General features: G+C 67.2%; 14 protein-coding genes. 8 read left to right on the top strand and 6 right to left on the bottom strand.

All coding sequences use genetic code 11. The annotated features are described in order from the left end of the window. Nucleotides 1–38 precede the first annotated feature (38 nt). Nucleotides 39–590 (top strand): hypothetical protein, encoded by a 552-nt coding sequence (locus PA27867_RS15275; protein WP_066597760.1) that lies wholly within the window; start codon nt 39–41, stop codon nt 588–590. Nucleotides 591–706: 116 nt separating this feature from the next. Beyond that, complete coding sequence (locus PA27867_RS15270) at nt 707–1009, top strand: DUF427 domain-containing protein (protein WP_066597759.1); 303 nt, start codon at nt 707–709, stop codon at nt 1007–1009. A 145-nt stretch (nt 1010–1154) separates the two neighbouring features. On the opposite strand, the gene mgtA is transcribed toward PA27867_RS15270, so the two are convergent. The 5 genes from mgtA to PA27867_RS15245 all read right to left on the bottom strand — a co-directional run bounded on the left by mgtA (nt 1155) and on the right by PA27867_RS15245 (nt 7566). Next, on the bottom strand, nt 1155–3680 hold the full coding sequence (gene mgtA / locus PA27867_RS15265; protein ID WP_066597758.1) for a magnesium-translocating P-type ATPase: 2526 nt from the start codon (nt 3678–3680) through the stop codon (nt 1155–1157). Between the two features lie 28 nt (nt 3681–3708). Continuing rightward, nucleotides 3709–4905, bottom strand: coding sequence for a lysylphosphatidylglycerol synthase transmembrane domain-containing protein (locus PA27867_RS15260; protein ID WP_066597757.1), 1197 nt, complete (start codon nt 4903–4905; stop codon nt 3709–3711). Between the two features lie 217 nt (nt 4906–5122). Then, nucleotides 5123–5614, bottom strand: coding sequence for a SprT-like domain-containing protein (locus tag PA27867_RS15255; protein ID WP_066597755.1), 492 nt, complete (start codon nt 5612–5614; stop codon nt 5123–5125). Next, entirely contained in the window at nt 5614–6618 is a 1005-nt protein-coding gene (locus PA27867_RS15250) for a PQQ-dependent sugar dehydrogenase (protein WP_236900731.1), read from the bottom strand. The genes PA27867_RS15255 and PA27867_RS15250 overlap by 1 nt, the downstream gene beginning before the upstream one ends. Nucleotides 6619–6957: 339 nt before the next feature. Continuing rightward, a complete protein-coding gene (locus PA27867_RS15245; RefSeq protein WP_236900730.1) occupies nt 6958–7566 on the bottom strand; it encodes a hypothetical protein in 609 nt (202 codons plus the stop codon). Nucleotides 7567–7821: 255 nt separating this feature from the next. Here PA27867_RS15245 and PA27867_RS15240 point away from each other — a divergent pair, with 255 nt between their 5' ends. After that, nucleotides 7822–9600 (top strand): CotH kinase family protein, encoded by a 1779-nt coding sequence (locus PA27867_RS15240; protein ID WP_066597751.1) that lies wholly within the window; start codon nt 7822–7824, stop codon nt 9598–9600. 42 nt (nt 9601–9642) lie between these two features. Then, nucleotides 9643–10608, top strand: a complete 966-nt coding sequence (locus tag PA27867_RS15235) for a metallophosphoesterase family protein (RefSeq protein ID WP_066597750.1) — start codon at nt 9643–9645, stop codon at nt 10606–10608. Nucleotides 10609–10691: 83 nt separating this feature from the next. On the opposite strand, the gene PA27867_RS15230 is transcribed toward PA27867_RS15235, so the two are convergent. Continuing rightward, nucleotides 10692–11561: a spermidine synthase gene (locus PA27867_RS15230; RefSeq protein WP_066597749.1), complete on the bottom strand. Its 870-nt coding sequence runs from the start codon at nt 11559–11561 to the stop codon at nt 10692–10694. A gap of 299 nt (nt 11562–11860) precedes the next feature. Here PA27867_RS15230 and rpoB point away from each other — a divergent pair, with 299 nt between their 5' ends. The 4 genes from rpoB (at nt 11861) to PA27867_RS15210 (ending at nt 21282) form a co-directional block, all read left to right on the top strand. Further along, nucleotides 11861–15352, top strand: a complete 3492-nt coding sequence (rpoB, locus tag PA27867_RS15225) for a DNA-directed RNA polymerase subunit beta (protein ID WP_066597748.1) — start codon at nt 11861–11863, stop codon at nt 15350–15352. Nucleotides 15353–15396: 44 nt separating this feature from the next. Continuing rightward, on the top strand, nt 15397–19293 hold the full coding sequence (locus tag PA27867_RS15220; RefSeq protein WP_066597746.1) for a DNA-directed RNA polymerase subunit beta': 3897 nt from the start codon (nt 15397–15399) through the stop codon (nt 19291–19293). 540 nt (nt 19294–19833) lie between these two features. After that, entirely contained in the window at nt 19834–20529 is a 696-nt protein-coding gene (locus tag PA27867_RS15215) for a hypothetical protein (protein ID WP_157109255.1), read from the top strand. A gap of 72 nt (nt 20530–20601) precedes the next feature. Next, complete coding sequence (locus PA27867_RS15210) at nt 20602–21282, top strand: hypothetical protein (RefSeq protein WP_066597742.1); 681 nt, start codon at nt 20602–20604, stop codon at nt 21280–21282. Nucleotides 21283–21771: the final 489 nt, after the last annotated feature.

The raw sequence follows: 21771 nt of genomic DNA, 5'->3' as shown, positions 1-21771 counted from the left end.
TCCCGCCGCCGGAGCCCGCCGGCCGGTATTCTGAACGGGTGAGCGACGCCCAGCCCCAGATCAAGTACCAGGTCCGATTCGACTGGGGTCTCGCGGGCTTCCATGCCCTCGCGGCCGAGGCCGACGTGGTCGTGCTCGCCGACGAATTGCCTCCGGTGGATGCCGCGCACAGCTTCCCCACCCCGGTCGCCTCCCACACCGTCATCGTGGCCGACCTGGCCACGAGTGCACTCGTGGCCGACTGGGCGCTGGCCCGCCAGACCGAGAAGGGTGACCGTTTCTCCGTGGCCGTCATCGCCGTGGGGGAGCGCCGCGCCGACGGCAGCATCCGCTTCGCCATGGAGGACCAGCTCGCCGCCGGCGCCGTGATCGATGCCCTCGCCGAACGCGGCATCGACCACTGCTCCCCGGAAGCCGCGGCCGCCGCGGCGAGTTTCACGGGGCTCAAGCGCGCCGTGAAACACCTCGTGAAGGCGTCCGAAACCGGGCAGGCCCTCGTCGCCGCCGAGGCCACGGCCCCCACGGATGCCCCCGCCGCGACGGCGACCCCGGCCGTCACCGTCGTCACCGATTTCGTCTTCCCCGCCTGACTTCGTGCGGCGTCGTCGGGAATGCTCGCCGGCTCGCCCGCGTTGCACCCGGCACGCGCGTGCCTGATTGCGCGGCCCCGCAGCATCCGCTGCACCACCCAGTGAAGGAGCCCCTCATGAAGGCAGTACTCAACGGCACGGTCGTGGCCGAAGCCCCCGAGAACGAACTCATCAAGATCGAGGGCAACTGGTACTTCCCGCCGTCGAGCGTCAAGGACGAGTTCCTGGCGCCCACCGACACGCCCTACACCTGCTCCTGGAAGGGTGAATGCCAGTACTTCACCGTGACCGACGGCGTCTCCACGGTGGTCGACGGCGCGTTCAGCTACCCCACGCCCACCCCGAGCTCGTTCGACCGGGTTGGCCAGGACTACAGCGGCTACGTCGCCTTCTGGAAAGACCTCAAGGTCATCGACTAAGAGCCCCCGTCGCACGGCCCCGCGCCGTTAGCGTTTCGGCACGCCCGCGGCAAGCGGATGCCTGGACCCGTCGGCCACCCGGCACGGATGCGCCCGGCAAGGATGCACCCAGCACGGATGCGCTCACCCGGGTGCGCGGCCGCGCTCAGAACCGCACGAACCGCTTGAGGGCCTCGTTCGCGAGCCCGTAGCCGAGCACCATCGCGAACAGGGCCAGCAGTAGCGCCGGCGGCACCGCCACGAACTGCGCCAGCGCGCCCAGCGGGGTGAAGGTGAGCGTCACCGTGGCGGCCGCCACGAGCAGGCTCACCCAGAAGAACACCCCGTCCGGGCGGCTGCGCCACGCCGGGCGGCTGGTGCGCAGGGTCATCATCGCCACGAACTGGGTGAGCCCGGACTCGATGAACCAACCCGTGCGGAAAGTGGCGGCATCCGTGTGGAACACCCAGCGCATCAGCGCGAAGGTGGCCAGGTCGAACACCGTGCTGAGCAACCCGAACATGATCATGAACCGGGTCACCTGGCGCATGTCCCACACGCCGGCGATCTCGAGCCGCTCGTGGTCGACGTTGTCGCGTGACACCAGGGTGTTGGGAATGTCGGCCAGGAAGTTCAGCAGCAGGATCTGACCGGGCAGCATCGGCAGGAACGGCAGCGTCGCCGCGGCGACGACCATGCTCAGGATGTTGCCGAAGTTGGCGCTCGACGCCACCCGCACGTACTTGAGCGTGTTGGAGAAGGTATGCCGGCCGAGCCGCACCCCGGTGGCCACCACCGCGAGTTCCTTGGTGAGCAGCACCACCGCGGCGGCCTTCTTCGCCACGCTCGCCGCGGTGTCCACCGAGATGCCCACATCCGCGCCGTGCAGGGCGGTGGCGTCGTTGATGCCGTCGCCGAGGAACCCCACGGTCTCGCCCGCATCGCGGAGCGCCGCCACGATGACCTCCTTCTGGCTGGGCTCGACCTCGGCGAAGATGCTCGTGCGCGACACCAGCTCGTGCACCTGCGCCTGGCCCAGGCCCGCCAGGTCGGCGCCCACGGCCACCCGGCCGGCGTCGATGCCCAGCTGCGGGGCGAGCGTCGCGGCCACGTACCGGTTGTCGCCGGTGAGGATCTTGGTGCGGATGCCCAGCGCCGCCAGTTCCGCCAGCGACGCCCGGGCGTCCTCCTTGACCGGGTCGAGGAAGGCGAGGAACCCCTCGAACACGAGGTCGTGTTCGTCGACCACCTGCAGCGGCCGGTCCGAGTCGACCGGGGCCGTGGCCAGCCCGATGACCCGGTAGCCGTCGGCGCTCAACCGGCGAAAGCGGTCGGCGATTTCCGCCCGGATCGGATCGAGCGGGCGGATGCCGTCGGCCGTGTCCACGCGGGAGCAGCAGGCCAGCACCCCGTCGAAGGCGCCCTTGGTGATCATGGTGCGCTGCCCGGCGACCTCGGCCACCACTGTGAGGCGTTTGCGGGTGAAGTCGTAGGGCACCTCGTCGAGCGACACCGCGCCAGGCGGCAGCGGCCGGCGGGCCAGCACGGCCAGGTCGAGCGGGTTGGGGTACCCCGACTGCAGGCCGGCATTGAGCGCCGCGAGGTCGAGCATCCGTTCGCTGGGCTGCCCGGCGGCGTCGAGGGCACGGTCGACCCGCACGCTGCCGGCCGTGATGGTGCCGGTCTTGTCGGTGCACAGCACGCTCATGGAGCCCAGGTCTTCGATCACGTCGAGGCGCTTGACGATCACGTCCTGCCGCGCCATCCGCCGGGCGCCGGCGGCCAGGCTCACCGAGACCACGACGGGCAGCATCTGCGGGGTGATGCCCACCGCCAGGGCCAGCGCGAAGAGCAGGGAGTCGATCAGCGGCCGGCCGAGCACCAGGTTGATCAGGAGGATCGCGGCGACCATGACGACCATCACGCGCAGCAACAGCATGCCGAACGCCCGGATGCCCGTTTCGAAGCTGGTGGGCTCAGCCCGCGTCTCCAGCGCCGTGGAGATGTGCCCGAAGGTGCTGTCGGCGCCCACCAGCACCGCGATGGCCACCGCCTTGCCGCTCACCACGCTGGTGCCGTTGAAGAGGATGTTGCTGCGTTGCGCCAGCGGGGTATCGACGGGGAGCGGGCCGCCGGCTTGTTTGGCCACCGGGAAGGATTCCCCGGTGAGCGACGATTCGTCCACCTGCAGGTCGTCGGTCTCCACGAGGCGGCAGTCGGCGGGCACTATGTCGCCCGCACCGAGCACCACCCGGTCGCCCGGCCGCACCGCATCGGTGGGCAGGTCCACCAGGGCATCGCCGTGTTGCACGCGGACGGTGACCGCGACGCTGGCGAGCAGGTTCGCCACGGCGTCGGCGGCCCGGCCTTCCTGCCAGGCGCCGAGCGCAGCGCTGAGCACCACGATGAGCAGGATCACCCCGCCGTCGACGTTGTCACCGGTTGCGGTGGCGATCAGGGCCGCCACGAGCAGGATCATCGTGATCGGGCTGGACAGCTGACGGAGCACGATGCCGGCCCAGGACCGCAACCGGGAGTGACCGCGGGCGCGGGCGAGGGCGAGGGGTGCGGCGATCGCATCCGGAGCCGGGAACAGCCTCGCGACCTCGTCGACGGTGAGCGCCCAGAAGCTGGCCGCCGCGGGGTCCGGCGGGGTGCGCCGAGGAGTGTGGGTGGGGCGGGTTGTTGTCACTCGAGGCTCCTGACGGATGCGGACATGCTCAGCGTACGCTCGCCCCGGCCCCGCGCCCGGGGCGGTGGCTCCCGCGGAAGCTGCCCCATCGCAGCGACAGCCAGGCGGCCAGGCCCAGTGGCAGCGGCAGCCAGTACTCCAGCAGCCGCCAGCCCAGCACCCCCAGCAGCGCGGCCTCGCGCGGGGCGCCGTACGCGATGAGGGCCGGCACCATCACGGCCTCGACGATGCCCAGGCCTCCCGGGGTGAGCGGCAGCATCGCGACGATCGTGCCGAGCCCGTAGACCGTGAGCAGCGGACCGAACGCCAGCGGATAGCCGAACGCGGCCAACAGCACCCATAGGGCGGCCGCATCCAGCAGCCAGTTCGCGGCCGACAGCAGCACCACCACGAGCAGGCGGCGCGGATGCGTGGCCAGCAGCCGGATCTGACCGCCCAGGGTGCGCACGAACGACTCCGCTCCGGACTCGGTCACGAGCGGCAGTCGATGTGCCACGGCGCGGGCCACCGTGACCGATCGGGCCGGGTGCCGGGTGAGCAGCCACACCCCGAGAGCCGCGGCGGCCAGCAGGGCGAGCACCGCGATGCCGGCGACCCGGTAGTAGAGGTTGTCCGAGAGGGTGCGTAGCGACAGGGCCACACCCAGGGCGAAGAGGGCGCCGAGGGCCAGGTTCGACCCGGTGAGCTGGATGGTCGCGGCCGTCAGCGCGTTCTCCGGCCGCACGCCTGCTTGGCGCAGAAACCGGTACCGGGCCGCCGCGGCCGTGGCGCCGCCGCCGGGCACCGCGTTCCGGATGCTCAGATCGGTGAGGTCGATGCGCAGCAGCGTGCGGAAACGCGGCGTGGGCGGCCCGATCATCTCGGCCGACAGGGCGCTGTAACACAGCAGCGAGGCCAGCTCGAGGGTGAGCGCGGCCAGCACGAGCGACGGCGAGATCGAGCCGAACGACTCCAGCGCCCGTACCCCGCTGGCATACTGCGGCACGAGCACGACCCCCACGATGACGAGCAGCAACAACACCGAGGCGACGATGACCAGCGGATGCCGGCGCCGCGCGGTTGCCGCCGGGTGGGGCGTCTCGGTGCCGGGGCCGTGCGCATCCTGCTCGGGCCCGCCAAGTTGGGGGTCGGCAGGCTCGGGCTCGCTGGGTTCGGGCCCGCCAGGTTGGGAGTCGGCGGGCTCGGGCACACCGGGTTCGGGCACCAGGTCCGCGTCGTCGGTCATGGCCCACTCCCACGCACACGGTGGCGGTCGGGATGCGGCTCGCACGCGTGTGCTCACGTCACAGTCTCCACCCGCGCGCGCCCCGCCGCATCCGTTGCGAACTGTTGCCCGTGCGGACTTTTCCGCCCGGTGCGCCCGGGCACATTTGTCCGCAGTGGCACCAGTTAGACCCAGAACGAGGTGGGGCGGATGCCGGCGCCTCGGCGAGCGACGCGGCTCAGCGCGCCGCGGCGGCGGCCTTGCGGCGGGCTGCGGGGGTGATCTCGCGCCGCACCCAGGTGATCACGTGCGCGGCGGTGAAGCCGCGCCCGCAGAGGCCGCAAGCCAGCGGCCGGGTGGGCTTGCGGTACCGGTAGTGCGTGTGGCCAGCCGAGCAGGTGCCCACCCAGGGGGCCAGGTCGTCGGCGATCTCCCCGTCGTGGGTGCGTTTGCCGTCGTAACCGAGGCCGGCGGCCACGCTGCGCCAGGCCGGACCGTGGCCGGCCCGGGCACCGGCCAGGGCATGCGCCACCTCGTGCAGCAGGATCTGGTGGATCTCGTCGTCGCCGTACCGGGCGGCGAGGTAGCGCGACACCGTGATGCGCTTGAGGGTGAAGTTGCACAGCCCCGCCCGCTTCTTGGCGTTGTCGAAATCGAACGTCCAACTGGGGTCGAGGTGCAGGGCGATCAGCGCGTCGGCCCAGCGGCGCACGCGCACGAGGTCGGCCATCAGGGCGCCACCTGCACCTGGTAGAGGCGGTCGTCGCCGGGGGAGGGGGAGCCGCGGCCATCGGTGTTGTTCGTCACGAACCACAGTGTGCTGCCGGGGCCCGACACCACGTCGCGCAGCCGGCCGAAGCTGTTCACAAACCAGTCGTCCACGGTGCCTGTGGAGGAGTCGACCCGCCACATCCGCTCACCGCGCAGCGCGGCCAGGAACAGGGTGTCGCCGACGCTCGCGAGCCCGCTCGGGCTGGCCTCGTCGGTGGACCACTGCTGCACCGGGTCGGTGAACCCGGCCGTCTGGCCGATGCCCTCTACCTCGGGCCAGCCGTAGTTGGCGCCCGCGGTGATGAGGTTGAGCTCGTCCCAGGTGTTCTGGCCGAACTCGCTGGCCCAGAGCTGCCCGGTGGAATCCCAGGCCAGACCCTGCGGGTTGCGGTGCCCATAGGAGTACACCAGGGTGCCGAACGGGTTGTCCGCCGGCACCTCGCCGGTGGGCGTCATCCGCAGGACCTTGCCGCCCAGCGAGTCGAGGTTCTGCGCGTTGCCGGTGTTGCCCGCGTCGCCGGCCGTGGCGTAGAGCATGCCGTCGGGTCCGAACCCGAGCCGGCCGCCGTTGTGGTTGCCGGCCGCGGGGATACCGGTCAGCACGGTCTCCGGCTCGCCCAGTCCGAGACTGCCCGCGGCGCCGGTGACCGGCATCCGCACGATGCGGTTGTCGGATGCGGCGGTGAAGTACGCGTAGACCCACCCGGAGTCCTCCGGCAGGTACGCCAACCCGAGCAGCCCGCCCTCGCCGTTCGGCACCACCCCGGCCACGGTCGCGGCGTCGCGCAGGCTGCCGTCGGGCAGCAGTTCCCGCACGAGCGCGGTGTCGCGTTCGCTGATCAGCGTGGCCCCGTTGGGCAGCCGCAGGATCGACCACGGGACGTCGAGGCCCTCGGCGATCACGACCGGGTCGCCCACCGGATGCACCGGCGCGGGCGCCGCATCCGGGGCCGTGCTGCTCACCTCAGGAGTCGGCTGCGCCGGGGTGCTCGAGCTGACGCTGGGACGTGGGGCGCTCGCCGCGCAGGCGCAGAGCAGCGCGACCGTACTCGCGGCCACCAGGCCGCCCCAAACTCGTCTGTGATGCATCACCTGAAGAATGCCATGAAAGGCAGGGAAACCACCAAAATCAGGGCTACCTCGGATGCAGGACCGTTCGCTGCACCTCCTGTGGCCGGCTGCGCCCCTATAGCGGGCGCGGTGGCCCACACGGGGTGCAGCGAATGTGCGGGCGACGCCATCCGGCGCATCCGGGCAGCGGTGCAGCGAGTGCCCGCGCGAGGCGCGGCGCGAAGCCGCGACTCAGCGGTCGGTGCGGCGCTCGCCGATGAAGGACTCCACCACGGCGACCGCGATCAGCGCGCTCTCCAGCTCGTCGGGGGATGCGCCGGCCTTCTCGCGCAGGAAGACCGCGGCGGTGAAGTCGGTGAGGGCTCCCTCGAGTTCGTCCTGCTCGAACTGCACCTTGCCCCGGGTCTCCCGCGCGAACGCGGCCGTGAGGTTCCACTCGTGGGTCTCCGACTCGAGCACGCACTGCGTCAGCTCGGCGGCGGCCTCCTCGAGCTTGCCCTGAAACTGCATCACCTGGGCGCGACGGATGCGGCACAGCACGAAGTCCTGCCGGTCACCGGTGAACCGCGCCTGGCGCAGCGCCTGGTTGGCGATCTCGAAGGCCTCGTCCAGGCGGTCGAGCAGGCGTAGCAGCGTGACCTTCTCGTTGAGGGCAGACAGGCTGCGGAGTTTGCCGAGATCGTCGAGTCGTTCGGCGGCGGCGGGGAGATCGACTTTTTCCCGGAGGGTGACGGCGTCGTAGCCAGTGATGATGGTCAGGATGATGTCCTTGACTGGGCGGCCGAGGGGTGCCGCGGGTGAGATCGGGTTCCTTTCAAGGGTAACCGGCTCCGGGCGCACCAGCTTCCGCCAGCGGGGTGTGCCGTGATGTTTCCCTCCCGGAACGCCCGGTTCGCAACGCGCACAGGGGCTCGGATTCATCCGCTTCGATCATCGGCGCAATCGGCCGTTGACTGCCGACGCGCACGTTGTCCTGCCCGGCCCCAGAACCTGAGAAAAACTCAGGTTAGGCGTAGGGTGTGCACGCAGACGGGCGACGTCATCGACGTTGGCACTCTGTGCGCCCGTCCCGGTGGGATAACGAAAGGCCGAACCATGCACACACTGTCACGGGAGGGGCTGGGACTGCGCGCGATGGTCCTCACGATGGCCGCCGCCCTCACCATCACTCTCGTCAGTGCGGGCGACCTGCCTCACGCCAACGCCGCGCCACAGACCTCGAACCTGCCAACCCTGAACATCACCCTGAGCGACGCGGATGCCTCGCACAACACTCTGAGTTACGTGCACGCCTCCAAGGACAACAAGGTTGCCACAACGATGACGGTCGAGGACCCTGCCGGGGTGAACAGCATCTCGGTCCCCGCTGTGGGCGAGATCAAGGGCCGGGGCAACCACACCTGGAAACTCGACAAGAAGCCGTACCAGATCAAGTTCGCGCAGAGTACGGCACTTCTGGGCATGGCCTCCGCCAAGACCTGGATTCTTCTCGCGAATGCCGCCGACGCCTCCCTGATGCGCAACAAAGCGGCCTTCGAACTGGCCACTGCCATCGGGCTGGCCTACTCGCCGGAGTCGAGGTGGGTCGACCTCCGCGTCAACGGCACGTACCTGGGCAACTACCTGGTCAGCGAGAAGACCGAGGTCAAGGCGAACCGCGTTGACCTGGCCGACCCGATGGGCGTCATGGTCGAGTTGGACAACAGCTATGGACAGGCGGAACCATTCAAATTCCAGACTGCGACCAGCAAGTCCCTCTTCGTCCTGAAAGACGCCAAGGCCGGCGTTCCGGATGCGGGTTCGCTTCCGGCCGAGACCCTGACCGGCTGGAACGACATCCAGAACACTCTGAACAAGGTGGATGCGATCCTCGCCGCGCCGCAGGTCGACTGGGGTGCGTTGAGCGCCCTGATCGACGTGGACTCGTTCGTCAAGTTCTACTTCGTGCTCGAACAGACGGCGAATCCCGAGATCACGATGTCGAGCATCTACTTCTACAAGGACGGCCTGGCCGGCAAGCTGTTCGCCGGACCGGTGTGGGATTTCGACACCGCCTTGGGCAACTTCGACCGCGCCCGGCACCTGGGTTCGGACCCGCAGGCCGACTACGCGAAGAACGCGCAGTTGCTGCAACAGAACGGCAACGGGTTCTTCTTCGACCTGTTCCGTTCCAAGGACTTCGTCAAGCGCGCCAACGAGCTGTGGCAAGCGGGCATCTCCAACGAGGTTGGGCTCATGCCGGCCAAGATCACCCGCTGGGAGAGTGAGATCTCGGCCTCTGCCGCGCAGAACTTCGCCGTCTGGCCCATTCTCGGCACGCCGACGCTCCTGATCCCCGGCGGCAAGGACTATCACAGCACCTACGCCGGCGAGGTCGGCTACCTCCGCGACTGGGTCACCACGCGAACCACGATGATGATCAAGGAGCAGGGCCCCACCCCGATGCTCCGATTGCGGGCTCACCTGCAGGACATCGGCTGGCAGCGGAAAGTGAACACCGGCCAGGTCGCCGGCACGATCGGCCAGGCCAGGCGGATGGAAGCGTTCATCCTCGAAACACCGGACTCCCCGGCCGTCGCGAACATCCAGGCCACCGCGCACGTGGAGAACATCGGCTGGACGGGGTGGAGCGATACGTCCAACATCGGCACGACCGGTCGGGGCTTGCGGATGGAGGCGATCCAGTTCCGCCTGACCGGTGATCTGGCTGCCCAATACGACATCTCCTACCGGGCGCACGTGCAGAACGAAGGCTGGCAGTCGTGGGTGACCAACGGTGCGACAGCAGGCACGACGGGTCAGGCGAAGCGGGTCGAGGCGATTCAGGTGCGGTTGCTGGCCAAGGCGACACCGACGCTTCCAGCGCTTCCGTAGTCACCACAGTCTCCACCTGAAACACGCATCGGTGATGAGCACATGAAGATGATGAAGAAGGTCCGCGACCGCCGTACCCGCCGCACTTCCGCGGGCGCTGCGGCGTGCGCGGCAGTCGTGCTGGCACTGGCCGGTTGCGTCGCGCCCCCGCCGGCTCTTTCCGACCCCAGACCCTCCGACATCCCGCAGCCGTCCCCGCCGGCGGCGACCCGGTTGGCGCTGATCTCCGACTTCGGCACGTGCGACGCCGGCGAACAATGGACGGCGGATCAAGCCGTCTCCTGGGGCGTGGACGCCATCGTGACGGCCGGAGACAACAGCCAGGGCGTCGAAGGCTGTGCTCCCTACACCGAATCGGTCTGGGGCTACTTCGACCGGGGACGGGACGGGCAGGGCATCCCCCCGCTGTGGCCCACCCTCGGCAACCACGACTACACCGATGAGGGTGCCGGGCTCGACGCCTACCGAGCGGCGTTCCCCTATCTCGACACCACCGCAGACGCCGAGCAGCGCTGGTACACGCAGGATGTCGGAGACGTCACCCTGTTCGTGCTGGACAGCGAGACCACCCCAGCGGAGCTGGACACCCAACGGGCCTGGCTGCGGGAGGAGCTGACCGACCAGCGTGCCAGCCGACCGGATGCCTGGAACGTGGTGTTGTTCCACCGCCCCGCGTACACCTCCGGCGTGCACGAGGACAACCGCGAGATGCGACCCACCGCCGGCTGGGACTACGCCGGGTGGGGTGCGGATATCGTGATCGCGGGCCATCAGCACATCTACGAGGACGTGGTGGTCGACGGTCTGCACTACCTCACCGCCGGCCTCGGCGGCACGGCCAACTACCGTGAATGTCCGGCCGAACTGCGAGAGGGCAGCCGACTGTGTCTGGACGGGACCGGGGCGAGCGTGATCGAGGCGACTGGCGACCAGTTCGTACTCCAGTACTTCCAGCCCGATACGGAGGGCACGGCCACGCTGGGGGACACCATCCGGCTGAACCGCTAGCGCGAGGGTAACTGTTACCGGTGCGGGCAAGTGCACCCGGTGTGCGGGGTGCAGTAGTCCGCACCGGGACCAGTCGGGGACCGTCAGTTGCCGATTTGGAAGACCGTTCGGCCGGGCAGCGGGGACGGCGTGGCCGTCGCATCCGTCGCCACCGACGCTGTCGCCATGAACTGGGCGAGCTCGGCGCCCTCGACCACTTTGGCCGGATGCGGGCCGCCCGCGAGCAGCCGCGGCACCCAGTGCAGGTCGAGCGGGGTGTGCGCGGCCACGAAGACGATGTTGCCGAACCGGCGCCCCTTGAGCACCTGGGTCTCGGCCAAGCCGATGACGTGCCCGAACACTGCCGACAGGGTCGCGGCCTGGGCGCGCGCGAAAGCGAGCCCGGGACCATCCGCCACGTTCACGGCCAGAACGCCGCGCGGCGAGAGCAGCGGAGCGGCCAGCTCGTAGAACTCCCGGCTGGTCACGTGCGCCGGGGTGCGGGCGCCGGAGAAGATGTCGACCACCACGAGGTCCACGGATCCATGCAGCCCGGCGGGCAGTTTGCCGAGCACCTCGCGGGCGTCGCCGTGCCGCACCCGCAGGTTGGCGCGCTTGTCCCAGGGCAGCTCGGCCCGCACGAAATCGATGAGATCGCTCTCGATCTCCACCACCTGCTGCCGGGACCCTGGCCGGGTCGCCTCCACATAGCGGGGGAGTGTGAGCGCGCCGGCGCCCAGGTGCACGGCCGTGATGGCCTCGCCCGGGTCGCCGATCAGGTCGATGACATGCCCGATGCGCTGGATGTACTCGAAGAACAGCTCGTCGGGGTTGTCGATGTTCACGTGCGACTGCGGGGTGCCGTCGACCACGAGCTGGTAGCTGCCCGGCGTGAAGCGATCGGGCTCGAGCACGGCCTGGTGCCCGCTCAGTTTCAGCGTGATCGTCGGATGCTCGTGCTCGCCCCTGCTCATGCCCCCAGTCTGACAGCCCTACCAGCCACCCTTAAACCGGGTTATACCTGAGAATCTGACGAAGGTCAACATTCGAGTAGACATGGCGAGTCAGAGCGCATATAGTTGACCTTTGCGCTCCCAGATTTAACTCTGCCTTCATATTGCGGTCGGCTTTGCGTGCTCAAGCCACCTTGCAGCACATTACTGCGCCGGATGTCCTCATATCGCGGATAGACATCCCAGCTGCAGGATCTGTGGAGTCCATACCAAATTACTAACAGTGATTAGACCTGACGGGGTCCACGGAGGTTACTTCCTTGGCTGCTGCGCGCAACGCAACCACCAATTCACCCAAGAACGGACGAGCCGCTGGCCGTCTTTCGTTCGCAAAGATCACCGACAATCTCACGGTTCCCGATCTGCTCGCTTTGCAGACCGAAAGCTTTGACTGGCTCGTTGGCAACGACATCTGGAAGGCTCGCGTCGCCGAGGCACAGGCGGCCGGTCGACAGGACCTGCCCACCCGTACCGGCCTCGACGAGATCTTCGAGGAGATCTCGCCCATCGAGGACCTCAGCGAGACGATGCAGCTGTCCTTCACCAACCCGGAGCTCGAGCCGGAGAAGTACACCATCGACGAGTGCAAGGAAAAGGGCAAGACCTATTCCGCACCGCTGTACGTGAACGCTGAGTTCATGAACCACCTCACCGGTGAGATCAAGACCCAGACCGTGTTCATGGGCGACTTCCCGCTGATGACCCCCAAGGGCACCTTCGTGATCAACGGCACCGAGCGTGTCGTCGTGTCGCAGCTGGTGCGTTCGCCCGGTGTGTACTTCAACCGCGAACAGGAGAAGACCTCCGACAAGGACATCTACTCCGCCCGCGTCATCCCGAGCCGTGGTGCTTGGCTTGAATTCGAGATCGACAAGCGCGACCAGGTCGGCGTTCGCATCGACCGCAAGCGCAAGCAGTCCGTCACGGTGTTCCTCAAGGCTCTCGGCCTCACCTCCGAAGAGATCCTCGAAGAATTCAAGGGCTTCGCGTCCATCGAGCTCACCCTTGAGAAGGACAACATCCTTACCAAGGAAGAAGCCCTCAAGGACATCTACCGCAAGCTGCGTCCGGGCGAACAGGTTGCTGCCGAGGCCGCGCGTGCGCTGCTCGACAACTTCTTCTTCAACTCCAAGCGCTACGACCTGGCCAAGGTTGGTCGTTACAAGATCAACCGCAAGCTGGGCCTCGAGGCGCCGCTGAGCGACTCCGTCCTCACGCTCCAGGACATCCTGGCCACGATCAAGTACCTGGTTGCGCTGCACGACAACCAGACCACGATCCGCGGCACGCGCGACGGCGTCGAGACCGACATCCGCATCGACATCGACGACATCGACCACTTCGGTAACCGTCGTATCCGCGCCGTCGGCGAGCTCATCCAGAACCAGGTTCGCACCGGCCTGTCCCGCATGGAGCGCGTCGTTCGCGAGCGCATGACCACGCAGGACATCGAAGCGATCACCCCGCAGACCCTGATCAACGTGCGCCCCGTCGTCGCCGCGATCAAGGAGTTCTTCGGTACGTCTCAGCTGTCGCAGTTCATGGACCAGAACAACCCGCTCGCCGGACTGACGCACAAGCGTCGCCTGTCCGCGCTGGGCCCGGGTGGTCTATCCCGTGACCGCGCCGGCGTCGAGGTGCGAGACGTTCACCCGTCCCACTACGGCCGCATGTGCCCGATTGAAACCCCGGAAGGCCCGAACATCGGCCTGATCGGTTCGCTCGCCTCGTTCGCGCGGATCAACGCTTTCGGTTTCATCGAAACCCCGTACCGTCGTGTCATCGACGGTGTCGTCTCCACGACGATCGACTACCTCACCGCAAGTGAGGAAGACGAGTACATCGTCGCGCAGGCCAACGCCCCGCTGACCAAGGCTGCCCGCTTCGCTGAGGGCCGCGTTCTGGCCCGTAAGAAGGGTGGAGAGGTTGACCTCTTCCCCGCAGAAGACATCGGCTACATGGATGTCTCGCCGCGCCAGATGGTCTCCGTCGCGACCTCGCTCATCCCCTTCCTTGAGCACGACGATGCTAACCGTGCACTCATGGGTGCCAACATGCAGCGTCAGGCTGTGCCGCTGCTGCTCAGCGACAGCCCGCTGGTCGGAACCGGTATGGAGGGCTTCGCGGCCATCGACGCCGGCGACGTGCTCACCGCACAGAAGTCCGGTGTGGTCATGGAGGTGTCGGCTGACGTCGTCACCATCCAGCTCGACGAGGGTGGAACGCAGGACTACTACCTGCGCAAGTTCAGCCGCTCCAACCAGGGCACCAGCTACAACCACCGCGTCATCGTCAACGCCGGCGACCGTATCGAGGCCGGCGAGGTCATCGCCGATGGTCCCGCTACCGACCAGGGCGAGCTCGCACTCGGTAAGAACCTCCTCGTGGCATTCATGTCATGGGAGGGTCACAACTTCGAGGACGCCATCATCCTGAGCCAGAACCTGGTGAAGGACGACGTTCTCTCCTCGATTCACATCGAAGAGTACGAAGTTGACGCGCGCGACACCAAGCTGGGCAAGGAAGAGATCACCCGCGACCTGCCGAACGTCTCCCCGGATCTGCTCGCAGACCTGGACGAGCGCGGCATCATCCGCATCGGTGCCGAGGTTCGCCCCGGCGACATCCTCGTGGGCAAGGTCACGCCGAAGGGCGAGACCGAGCTTTCCGCCGAGGAGCGCCTGCTGCGCGCGATCTTCAACGAGAAGAGCCGCGAAGTTCGCGACACCTCGCTGAAGGTTCCCCACGGTGAGCGTGGCACCATCATCGGTGTCAAGGTCTTCGACTCGCAGGATGGCGACGACGAGCTCGGCTCGGGCGTCAACCAGCGCGTTGTGGTCTTCATCGCCCAGAAGCGCAAGATCACCGAGGGTGACAAGCTCGCCGGTCGTCACGGCAATAAGGGTGTCATCTCCAAGATCCTGCCGGTCGAGGACATGCCGTTCCTCGCCGACGGAACCCCGGTCGACATCATCCTGAACCCGCTGGGCATCCCCGGTCGAATGAACTTCGGCCAGGTCCTGGAGACCCACCTCGGGTGGATCGCCAAGCAGGGCTGGCAGGTTGAGGGCAAGCCCAAGTGGGCCGGCCGTCTGCCCGAGGCCGCGCACAGCGCCGCACCGAACACCAAGGTCGCGACCCCGGTGTTCGACGGTGCGCTCGAGGAGGAAATCGCCGGTCTGCTGGACTCGACGACTCTGACTCGCGACGGCGACCGCCTGATCGACTCCACCGGAAAGACGCAGCTGTTCGACGGTCGCTCCGGCGAGCCGTACCCGATGCCCATCGCGGTCGGATACATGTACATCCTGAAGCTGCACCACCTCGTCGACGACAAGATCCACGCACGTTCGACGGGCCCGTACTCCATGATCACGCAGCAGCCGCTGGGTGGTAAGGCGCAGTTCGGTGGACAGCGTTTCGGTGAGATGGAGGTGTGGGCGCTCGAAGCATATGGAGCCGCTTACGCCCTGCAGGAACTCCTGACCATTAAGTCGGACGACATCCTCGGCCGCGTCAAGGTGTACGAAGCCATCGTCAAGGGCGAGAACATTCAGGAACCCGGTATCCCCGAGAGCTTCAAGGTTCTGATCAAGGAAATGCAGTCGCTGTGCCTGAACGTCGAGGTGCTCTCGGCCGATGGAACCGCAGTCAGCCTGCGCGACACGGATGACGAGGTCTTCCGCGCAGCGGAGGAGCTGGGCATCAACATTTCCACCCGGTTTGAGTCGTCGTCAATCGACGACATCTAAGCCTGGCCACTGACGAATACTCGAAAACTTTCCAAGGAGAGAAATTGCTCGACGTAACAACATTTGACGAGCTTCGCATTGGCCTGGCCACCGCTGACGACATCCGTCGTTGGTCGCACGGTGAGGTCAAGAAGCCCGAAACCATCAACTACCGCACGCTCAAGCCCGAAAAGGATGGCCTCTTCGGAGAGCAGATCTTCGGACCGTCCCGCGACTGGGAGTGCTCGTGCGGCAAGTACAAGCGAGTGCGCTTCAAAGGCATCGTCTGTGAGCGCTGTGGCGTAGAGGTCACGAAGTCGTCTGTGCGCCGTGAGCGCATGGGCCACATCGAGCTCGCCGCCCCCGTCACGCACATCTGGTACTTCAAGGGTGTGCCCTCGCGTCTCGGTTACCTGCTGGACATGGCTCCGAAGGACCTCGAAAAGGTCATCTACTTCGCTGCCTACATGGTCATCGAGGTCGACGAAGACGGTCGCCACCAGGACATGCCTGGGCTGGAGAACGAACTGCGCCTCGAGATCAAGACCCTCGAAGGTTCACGCGACTCCCGCATCGCCGACCGCCTGCAGCGCCTCGAAACCGACCTCGCAGCACTGGAGGCCGAAGGCGCCAAGAGCGACCAGAAGAAGCGCACCAAGGACGCCGCCGAGAAGGAGATGTCCCAGGTCCGTAAGTCGGCCGACGAGCAGATCGCTCACCTCGAGCGTGTGTGGGAAGACTTCCGCACCCTCAAGGTCGGCGACCTGAAGCCGGAAGACTCCGTCTTCCACGAGCTCCAGGACCGCTTCGGCATGTACTTCGAGGCCTACATGGGCGCCGAGGCCATCAAGAAGCGCCTTGAGGCGTTCGACCTGGTCACCGAGAGCGAAAACCTGCACCTGCAGATCGCCGAGGGCAAGGGTCAGAAGAAGATCCGCGCCATCAAGCGTCTGCGCGTCGTCAACGCCTTCATCATGACCGGCAACTCGCCGGCCGCGATGGTGCTCGACGTCGTGCCGGTCATCCCGCCGGAACTGCGCCCGATGGTGCAGCTCGACGGTGGCCGCTTCGCGACCAGCGACCTCAACGACCTCTACCGTCGTGTGATCAACCGCAACAACCGTCTGCGTCGTCTGCTTGACCTCGGTGCCCCCGAGATCATCGTGAACAACGAGAAGCGGATGCTGCAGGAGGCCGTTGACGCGCTGTTCGACAACGGTCGTCGTGGCCGCCCGGTCACGGGTACCGGTAACCGCGCCCTCAAGTCCCTGAGCGACATGCTCAAGGGTAAGCAGGGTCGATTCCGTCAGAACCTGCTCGGTAAGCGCGTTGACTACTCTGGCCGTTCGGTCATCATCGTCGGCCCGCAGCTGAAGCTGCACCAGTGTGGTCTGCCCAAGCAGATGGCTCTGGAGCTCTTCAAGCCGTTCGTGATCAAGCGCCTGATCGACCTGAGCCACGCTCAGAACATCAAGGCCGCCAAGCGCATGGTCGAGCGGAGCCGCCCGCAGGTTTGGGACGTGCTCGAGGAGATCATCCGTGAGCGCCCGGTTCTGCTGAACCGTGCACCCACGCTGCACCGCCTCGGTATCCAGGCCTTCGAACCTCAGCTCGTGGAGGGTAAGGCCATCCAGCTGCACCCCCTCGTCTGTGCGGCGTTCAACGCCGACTTCGACGGTGACCAGATGGCTGTGCACCTGCCGCTGTCGATGGAGGCCCAGGCCGAAGCGCGCATCCTGATGCTCGCCTCGAACAACATCCTGAAGCCGTCCGACGGTCGTCCGGTGACCCTGCCCACACAGGACATGATCATCGGTCTGCACCACCTGACCACGCTCAAGGAAGGCGTCACCGGCGAAGGCCGCGCGTTCACCTCTGTCTCGGAGGCCATCCTGGCCCACGACCAGAAGTCGCTCGACCTCAACGCCAAGGTGCGCATCCGCATCACCGACCTGTACTTCACCGAGGGCACTCAGCCCGAAGGTGTCGAGCTGGTCGATGGTCAGGCTGTCGGCACCGTCCTGGTGAACACCACGCTGGGCCGCGCCATCTTCAACGAGGCGCTGCCGGCTGACTACCCGTACTTCGAGAAGGTTGCCGACAAGGGCACCCTCTCGGCCATCGTGAACGACCTGGCAGAGCGGTACCCGAAGGTGGAAGTAGCGGCAACGCTCGACCGCATCAAGGACGCCGGCTTCTACTGGGCCACCCGTTCCGGTGTGACCGTCGCGCTCAGCGACATCCTGACGCCTCCGAACAAGAAGGAGATCGTCGGCACGTACGAGAAGATGGCCGCGAAGGTTCAGACGCAGTTCGAGAAGGGTCTCACGACCGACCTCGAGCGTCGTCAGGAGCTCATCCAGATCTGGACCAAGGCGACCGAAGACGTCGCCGCGGCCATGCAGGCGAACTTCCCGGCTGACAACACGATCAACCGGATGGTCACCTCTGGTGCTCGTGGTAACTGGCTGCAGGTGCGAAACATCGCCGGTATGCGTGGTCTGGTTAACAACCCGAAGGGTGAGATCATCCCTCGCCCGATTATCTCGAGCTACCGCGAAGGCCTGTCCGTCGCCGAGTACTTCATTGCTACTCACGGTGCTCGTAAGGGTCTGGCCGACACCGCTCTGCGTACCGCAGACTCCGGGTACCTCACGCGTCGTCTCGTCGACGTCTCGCAGGATGTCATCATCCGCGAAGACGACTGCGGCACGACCAAGGGTCTCGACCTGCCGATCGCCACGAAGGATGCCGCGGGTAACCTCTCGCGTCACCCCAACGTGGAGAACGCGGTTTACGCTCGCAGCCTGGCCGCCCCCGCGGTCAACGCCAAGGGCGAGGTCGTTGCTGACGCCGGAGACGACGTCGGTGACGTGATGATCGAGAAGCTGGTTCTGGCCGGCGTCGAGAACATCAAGGTGCGCTCGGTGCTGACCTGCGAGTCTGCTGTCGGTGTGTGTGCGGTCTGCTACGGCCGTTCGCTCGCTACCGGCCTGCTCGTGGACATCGGAGAGGCCGTCGGCATCATCGCCGCACAGTCGATCGGTGAGCCCGGCACGCAGCTGACCATGCGTACCTTCCACACCGGTGGTTCCGCATCCGCAGACGACATCACCCAGGGTCTGCCCCGGGTGCAGGAGCTCTTCGAGGCGCGTACCCCCAAGGGCGCATCGCCGATCGTCGACGTTGCTGGCCGCATCACCATCGAGGACACGGATCGTAGCCGCAAGGTGATCCTGACCCCCGACAACGGTGACGAAGCTATCGCCTACCCGGTGCTCAAGCGTGCGACCCTCCTCGTTGAGGATGGCCAGCACGTGGAGCTCGGCACGCAGATCATCATCGGCGCCGTCGACCCGAAGGAAGTTCTTCGAGTCAAGGGTGTCCGCGCGGTGCAGAAGCACCTCGTCGGTGGCGTGCAGGATGTCTACCGTTCGCAGGGCGTGCCGATTCACGACAAGCACATCGAGGTCATCGTTCGTCAGATGCTTCGCAAGGTGACTGTTGTGGAGCACGGCGACACCGGCCTGCTGCCGGGCGAGCTCGTTGACCGGTTGAAGTACAACGAACTCAACCGCACCGCGCTCACCGAGGGCAAGAAGACGGCTTCGGCTCGTCAGGAAGTCATGGGTATCACCAAGGCTTCGCTGGCAACCGAGTCCTGGCTGTCGGCCGCTTCCTTCCAGGAGACCACCCGGGTTCTGACCCAGGCGGCCATGGAAGGCAAGAGCGACCCGCTGATGGGCCTCAAGGAGAACGTGATCATCGGTAAGTTGATCCCGGCCGGTACCGGTCTTCCCCGCTACCGCGACGTCAACGTCGAGGCAACGGATGAAGCCAAGGCTGAGCGTTACCCGAACCGCATCTTCACCGATGATGCAGCGTTCACCGAGGGTGACCTGAGCTTCGTCGACTTCGACAGCTTCTCGTCGGACGACTTCACCCCCGGTACGTACAACTAACCGAGGTTGATTCCCGGATGGCCCCCTGCTTCGGCAGGGGGCCATTCCCCGTTAACCCGCGGATGCCCGCCGCTCGACTGTGTTCTCGTCGGTCGAGCTCGTCGAGACCGCGCGCCCCGACCTGCGTGCCGTTCCCAATTCGTCGGTCGAGCCTGTCGAGGCCCCGCAACCCGTCCTGCCGTCCGTCCCCGATCGTCGGTCGAGCTTGTCGAGACCCCGCACCGTCCTGCGGTCCGCTCCCGATCGTCGGTCGAGCTTGTCGAGACCTCGCAACCACGCCGTGAACGTGACGAACCGCCGTGGGACAGACAGTGCGGACTAGGTCGCGCAACTAGGAGTCATGAACACACGGCGGCTCAGAGACATAATGCTCCACGCCGCACCATCGCGCAATCGCATCCGCTCGCCCGCCTCCCACCCGGGCGCACGCGCCCCTACCTTCCGCTACCTCCCATGCCTCCCGAGAGCTGGGGCGAGGGCAACCTGGGCAGTCCAGCTCGGCCGCTAGGCTGGGGGAAATTCTTCGAGGGGGATCACCGCATGGGTGCTGCAACGTTGCCGACCGGGTCGCCGTCCCGGCGTCCGCTTTGGTTCGCGCTGGGCGCGGTGGGGGTACTGCTGGTGGTGGTGCTCATCGTGGTGCTCGTGGTCTGGCGCGGCGGGGCCGGCACCCCCGGCGGTAACGCGGCGGAGGACACCCGCCCCACCCCCACCACCTCGGCCGAGCCGCTCGCCGTGGCCAGCGCCACTCCCACACCCAGCGCGCCGGCCGGCCCGCATCCCACCACCTGCGAGTCGATCTACAGCCCCGGCATGCTGTCGACCTTCAGTCAAACCCGCACCCTCAACCCCGAGTGGGCCACTGACCCTGCCCTGCCCGCCCAGGTGGGCACCACGGATGCACAGCTCACCACGGTCATCGAGGGCGCCGAGCACCTCACCTGCGTCTGGGGTGCTGAGGAGGGCGGGTCCGGCAGCGGTCTCACCACCAACGTGGTGTTCGTAACCGCCGCGCAGTCCGAGGCGGTGCACCAGCGGCTCAACGCCCTCGGCCAGAACTGCTACGAAGAGGCTGGCGGCATCCGCTGTGTCATCGAAACCGCCAAGGACGCCGATGGTTACGCGGGCGAGTCGCACTTTCTGCGCGACGGCATCTGGCTGGCCACGCATTACGTGAGCACCGGACCGGATGGCTACACCCTCGACATGGTCAGCACGATCTGGGCCGGCGCCTAACCACCAGCCTCCTCTGCCCCGGCCGGGCTATGCTGTGCGCAAAATCCTCCGCGAGGCGCACAGGGAGGCCGGATGCCGTCGCACGCAACGCCCACCATCACCCCGGGCCGAACCTGGGTGCTGCTCATCCTGGGCGGCATCGTCACGGTGTTCGTCGTGTTCGCGGCGATCTACGTAGTCAACCTGCCACGGCCGGCGAACACCCCCGGTCTTGACGCGGGTGCCCGGCCCGCCCCGACGGAGTCGCCCGCCCCCGAGCCCGTCACCTCACCCACCGCCGTCGTCGCGCCGGGCACGCCGCAGCCGAGCTCCTGCGCCGAAATCTACAGCCCCGCCATGAAGCAGGCGTTCGGCGACCTCGTGCTCAACCCCAAGTGGACCACCCAACCCGGCGCCGACGTGGGCGACGGCGCCTACGACCCAGAGCTGGTGGCCGTGATCACCTCCTCCGAGCACCTCACCTGCCGGTGGGCCAGCCCGGCCGGGCCATCGGGCAGCGGCGTCGACACGAGCGTGGTGTGGCTGAGCCCGGAGCAGACCACAACCGTCACCGAACGGCTGGCCGAGCTGGGTTACGGATGCTACGAGGAGCTCGGCGGGCTGCGCTGCCTCACCGAGAGCGAGACCGGAGGGCTGCTGGTGGGGGAGTCGCACTTCCTCCGCGGCGGCGTCTGGCTCGCCACCCGCTACACGAACGCCGGCCCCGACGGCTACACCCACGACATCATCAACACCCTCTGGGCCGGCACCTGACCTGGTACCCCCGCCCCGACGTCGGTCGAGCTAGTCGAGACCCGGTGACGTCCCCGTGGGTCGTGCCCCCACGTCGGTCGAGCTAGTCGAGACCCGGTGACGTGCCTGTGGGTCGCCCCCCACGTCGGTCGAGCTTGTCGAGACCCGGTGACGTGCGCGCGGGTCTTGCCCCCCCACGTCGGTCGAGCTTGTCGAGACCCGGTGACGTGCCTGTGGGTCGCCCCCCAGGTCGGTCGAGCTTGTCGAGACCTGGTGACGTGCGCGCGGGTCGTGCCCCCACATCGGTCGAGCTTGTCGAGACCTGGTGACGTGCGCGCGGGTCGTGCCCCCACGTCGGTCGAGCTTGTCGAGACCTGGTGACGTGCGCGCTCAGCGCGTCATCCGTTCGTAGGCCGTTCGTTCACGCGCGCGAGTCCGAAGAGCGACGTGCGGGGCCTCGACAAGCTCGACCACCGAGTGCGGACGCGGGCGGGCCCAGGGGTGTACCCA

It is taken from the genome of Cryobacterium arcticum (assembly GCF_001679725.1).
Taxonomy (GTDB): Bacteria; Actinomycetota; Actinomycetes; order Actinomycetales; family Microbacteriaceae; genus Cryobacterium; species Cryobacterium arcticum_A.
The sequence above is the reverse complement of the archived record's forward strand: the minus strand, read 5'-3'. Positions and strand labels throughout refer to the sequence as shown.

Coding starts and splice junctions, on each gene's coding strand:
- PA27867_RS15270 (WP_066597759.1), top strand. CDS start 707: ATGAAGGCAGTACTCAACGGCACGGTCGTGGCCGAAGCCCCCGAGAAC.
- PA27867_RS15260 (WP_066597757.1), bottom strand. CDS start 4,905: ATGACCGACGACGCGGACCTGGTGCCCGAACCCGGTGTGCCCGAGCCC.
- PA27867_RS15255 (WP_066597755.1), bottom strand. CDS start 5,614: ATGGCCGACCTCGTGCGCGTGCGCCGCTGGGCCGACGCGCTGATCGCC.
- PA27867_RS15240 (WP_066597751.1), top strand. CDS start 7,822: ATGCACACACTGTCACGGGAGGGGCTGGGACTGCGCGCGATGGTCCTC.
- PA27867_RS15235 (WP_066597750.1), top strand. CDS start 9,643: ATGAAGATGATGAAGAAGGTCCGCGACCGCCGTACCCGCCGCACTTCC.
- PA27867_RS15230 (WP_066597749.1), bottom strand. CDS start 11,561: ATGAGCAGGGGCGAGCACGAGCATCCGACGATCACGCTGAAACTGAGC.
- PA27867_RS15215 (WP_157109255.1), top strand. CDS start 19,834: ATGGGTGCTGCAACGTTGCCGACCGGGTCGCCGTCCCGGCGTCCGCTT.
- PA27867_RS15210 (WP_066597742.1), top strand. CDS start 20,602: ATGCCGTCGCACGCAACGCCCACCATCACCCCGGGCCGAACCTGGGTG.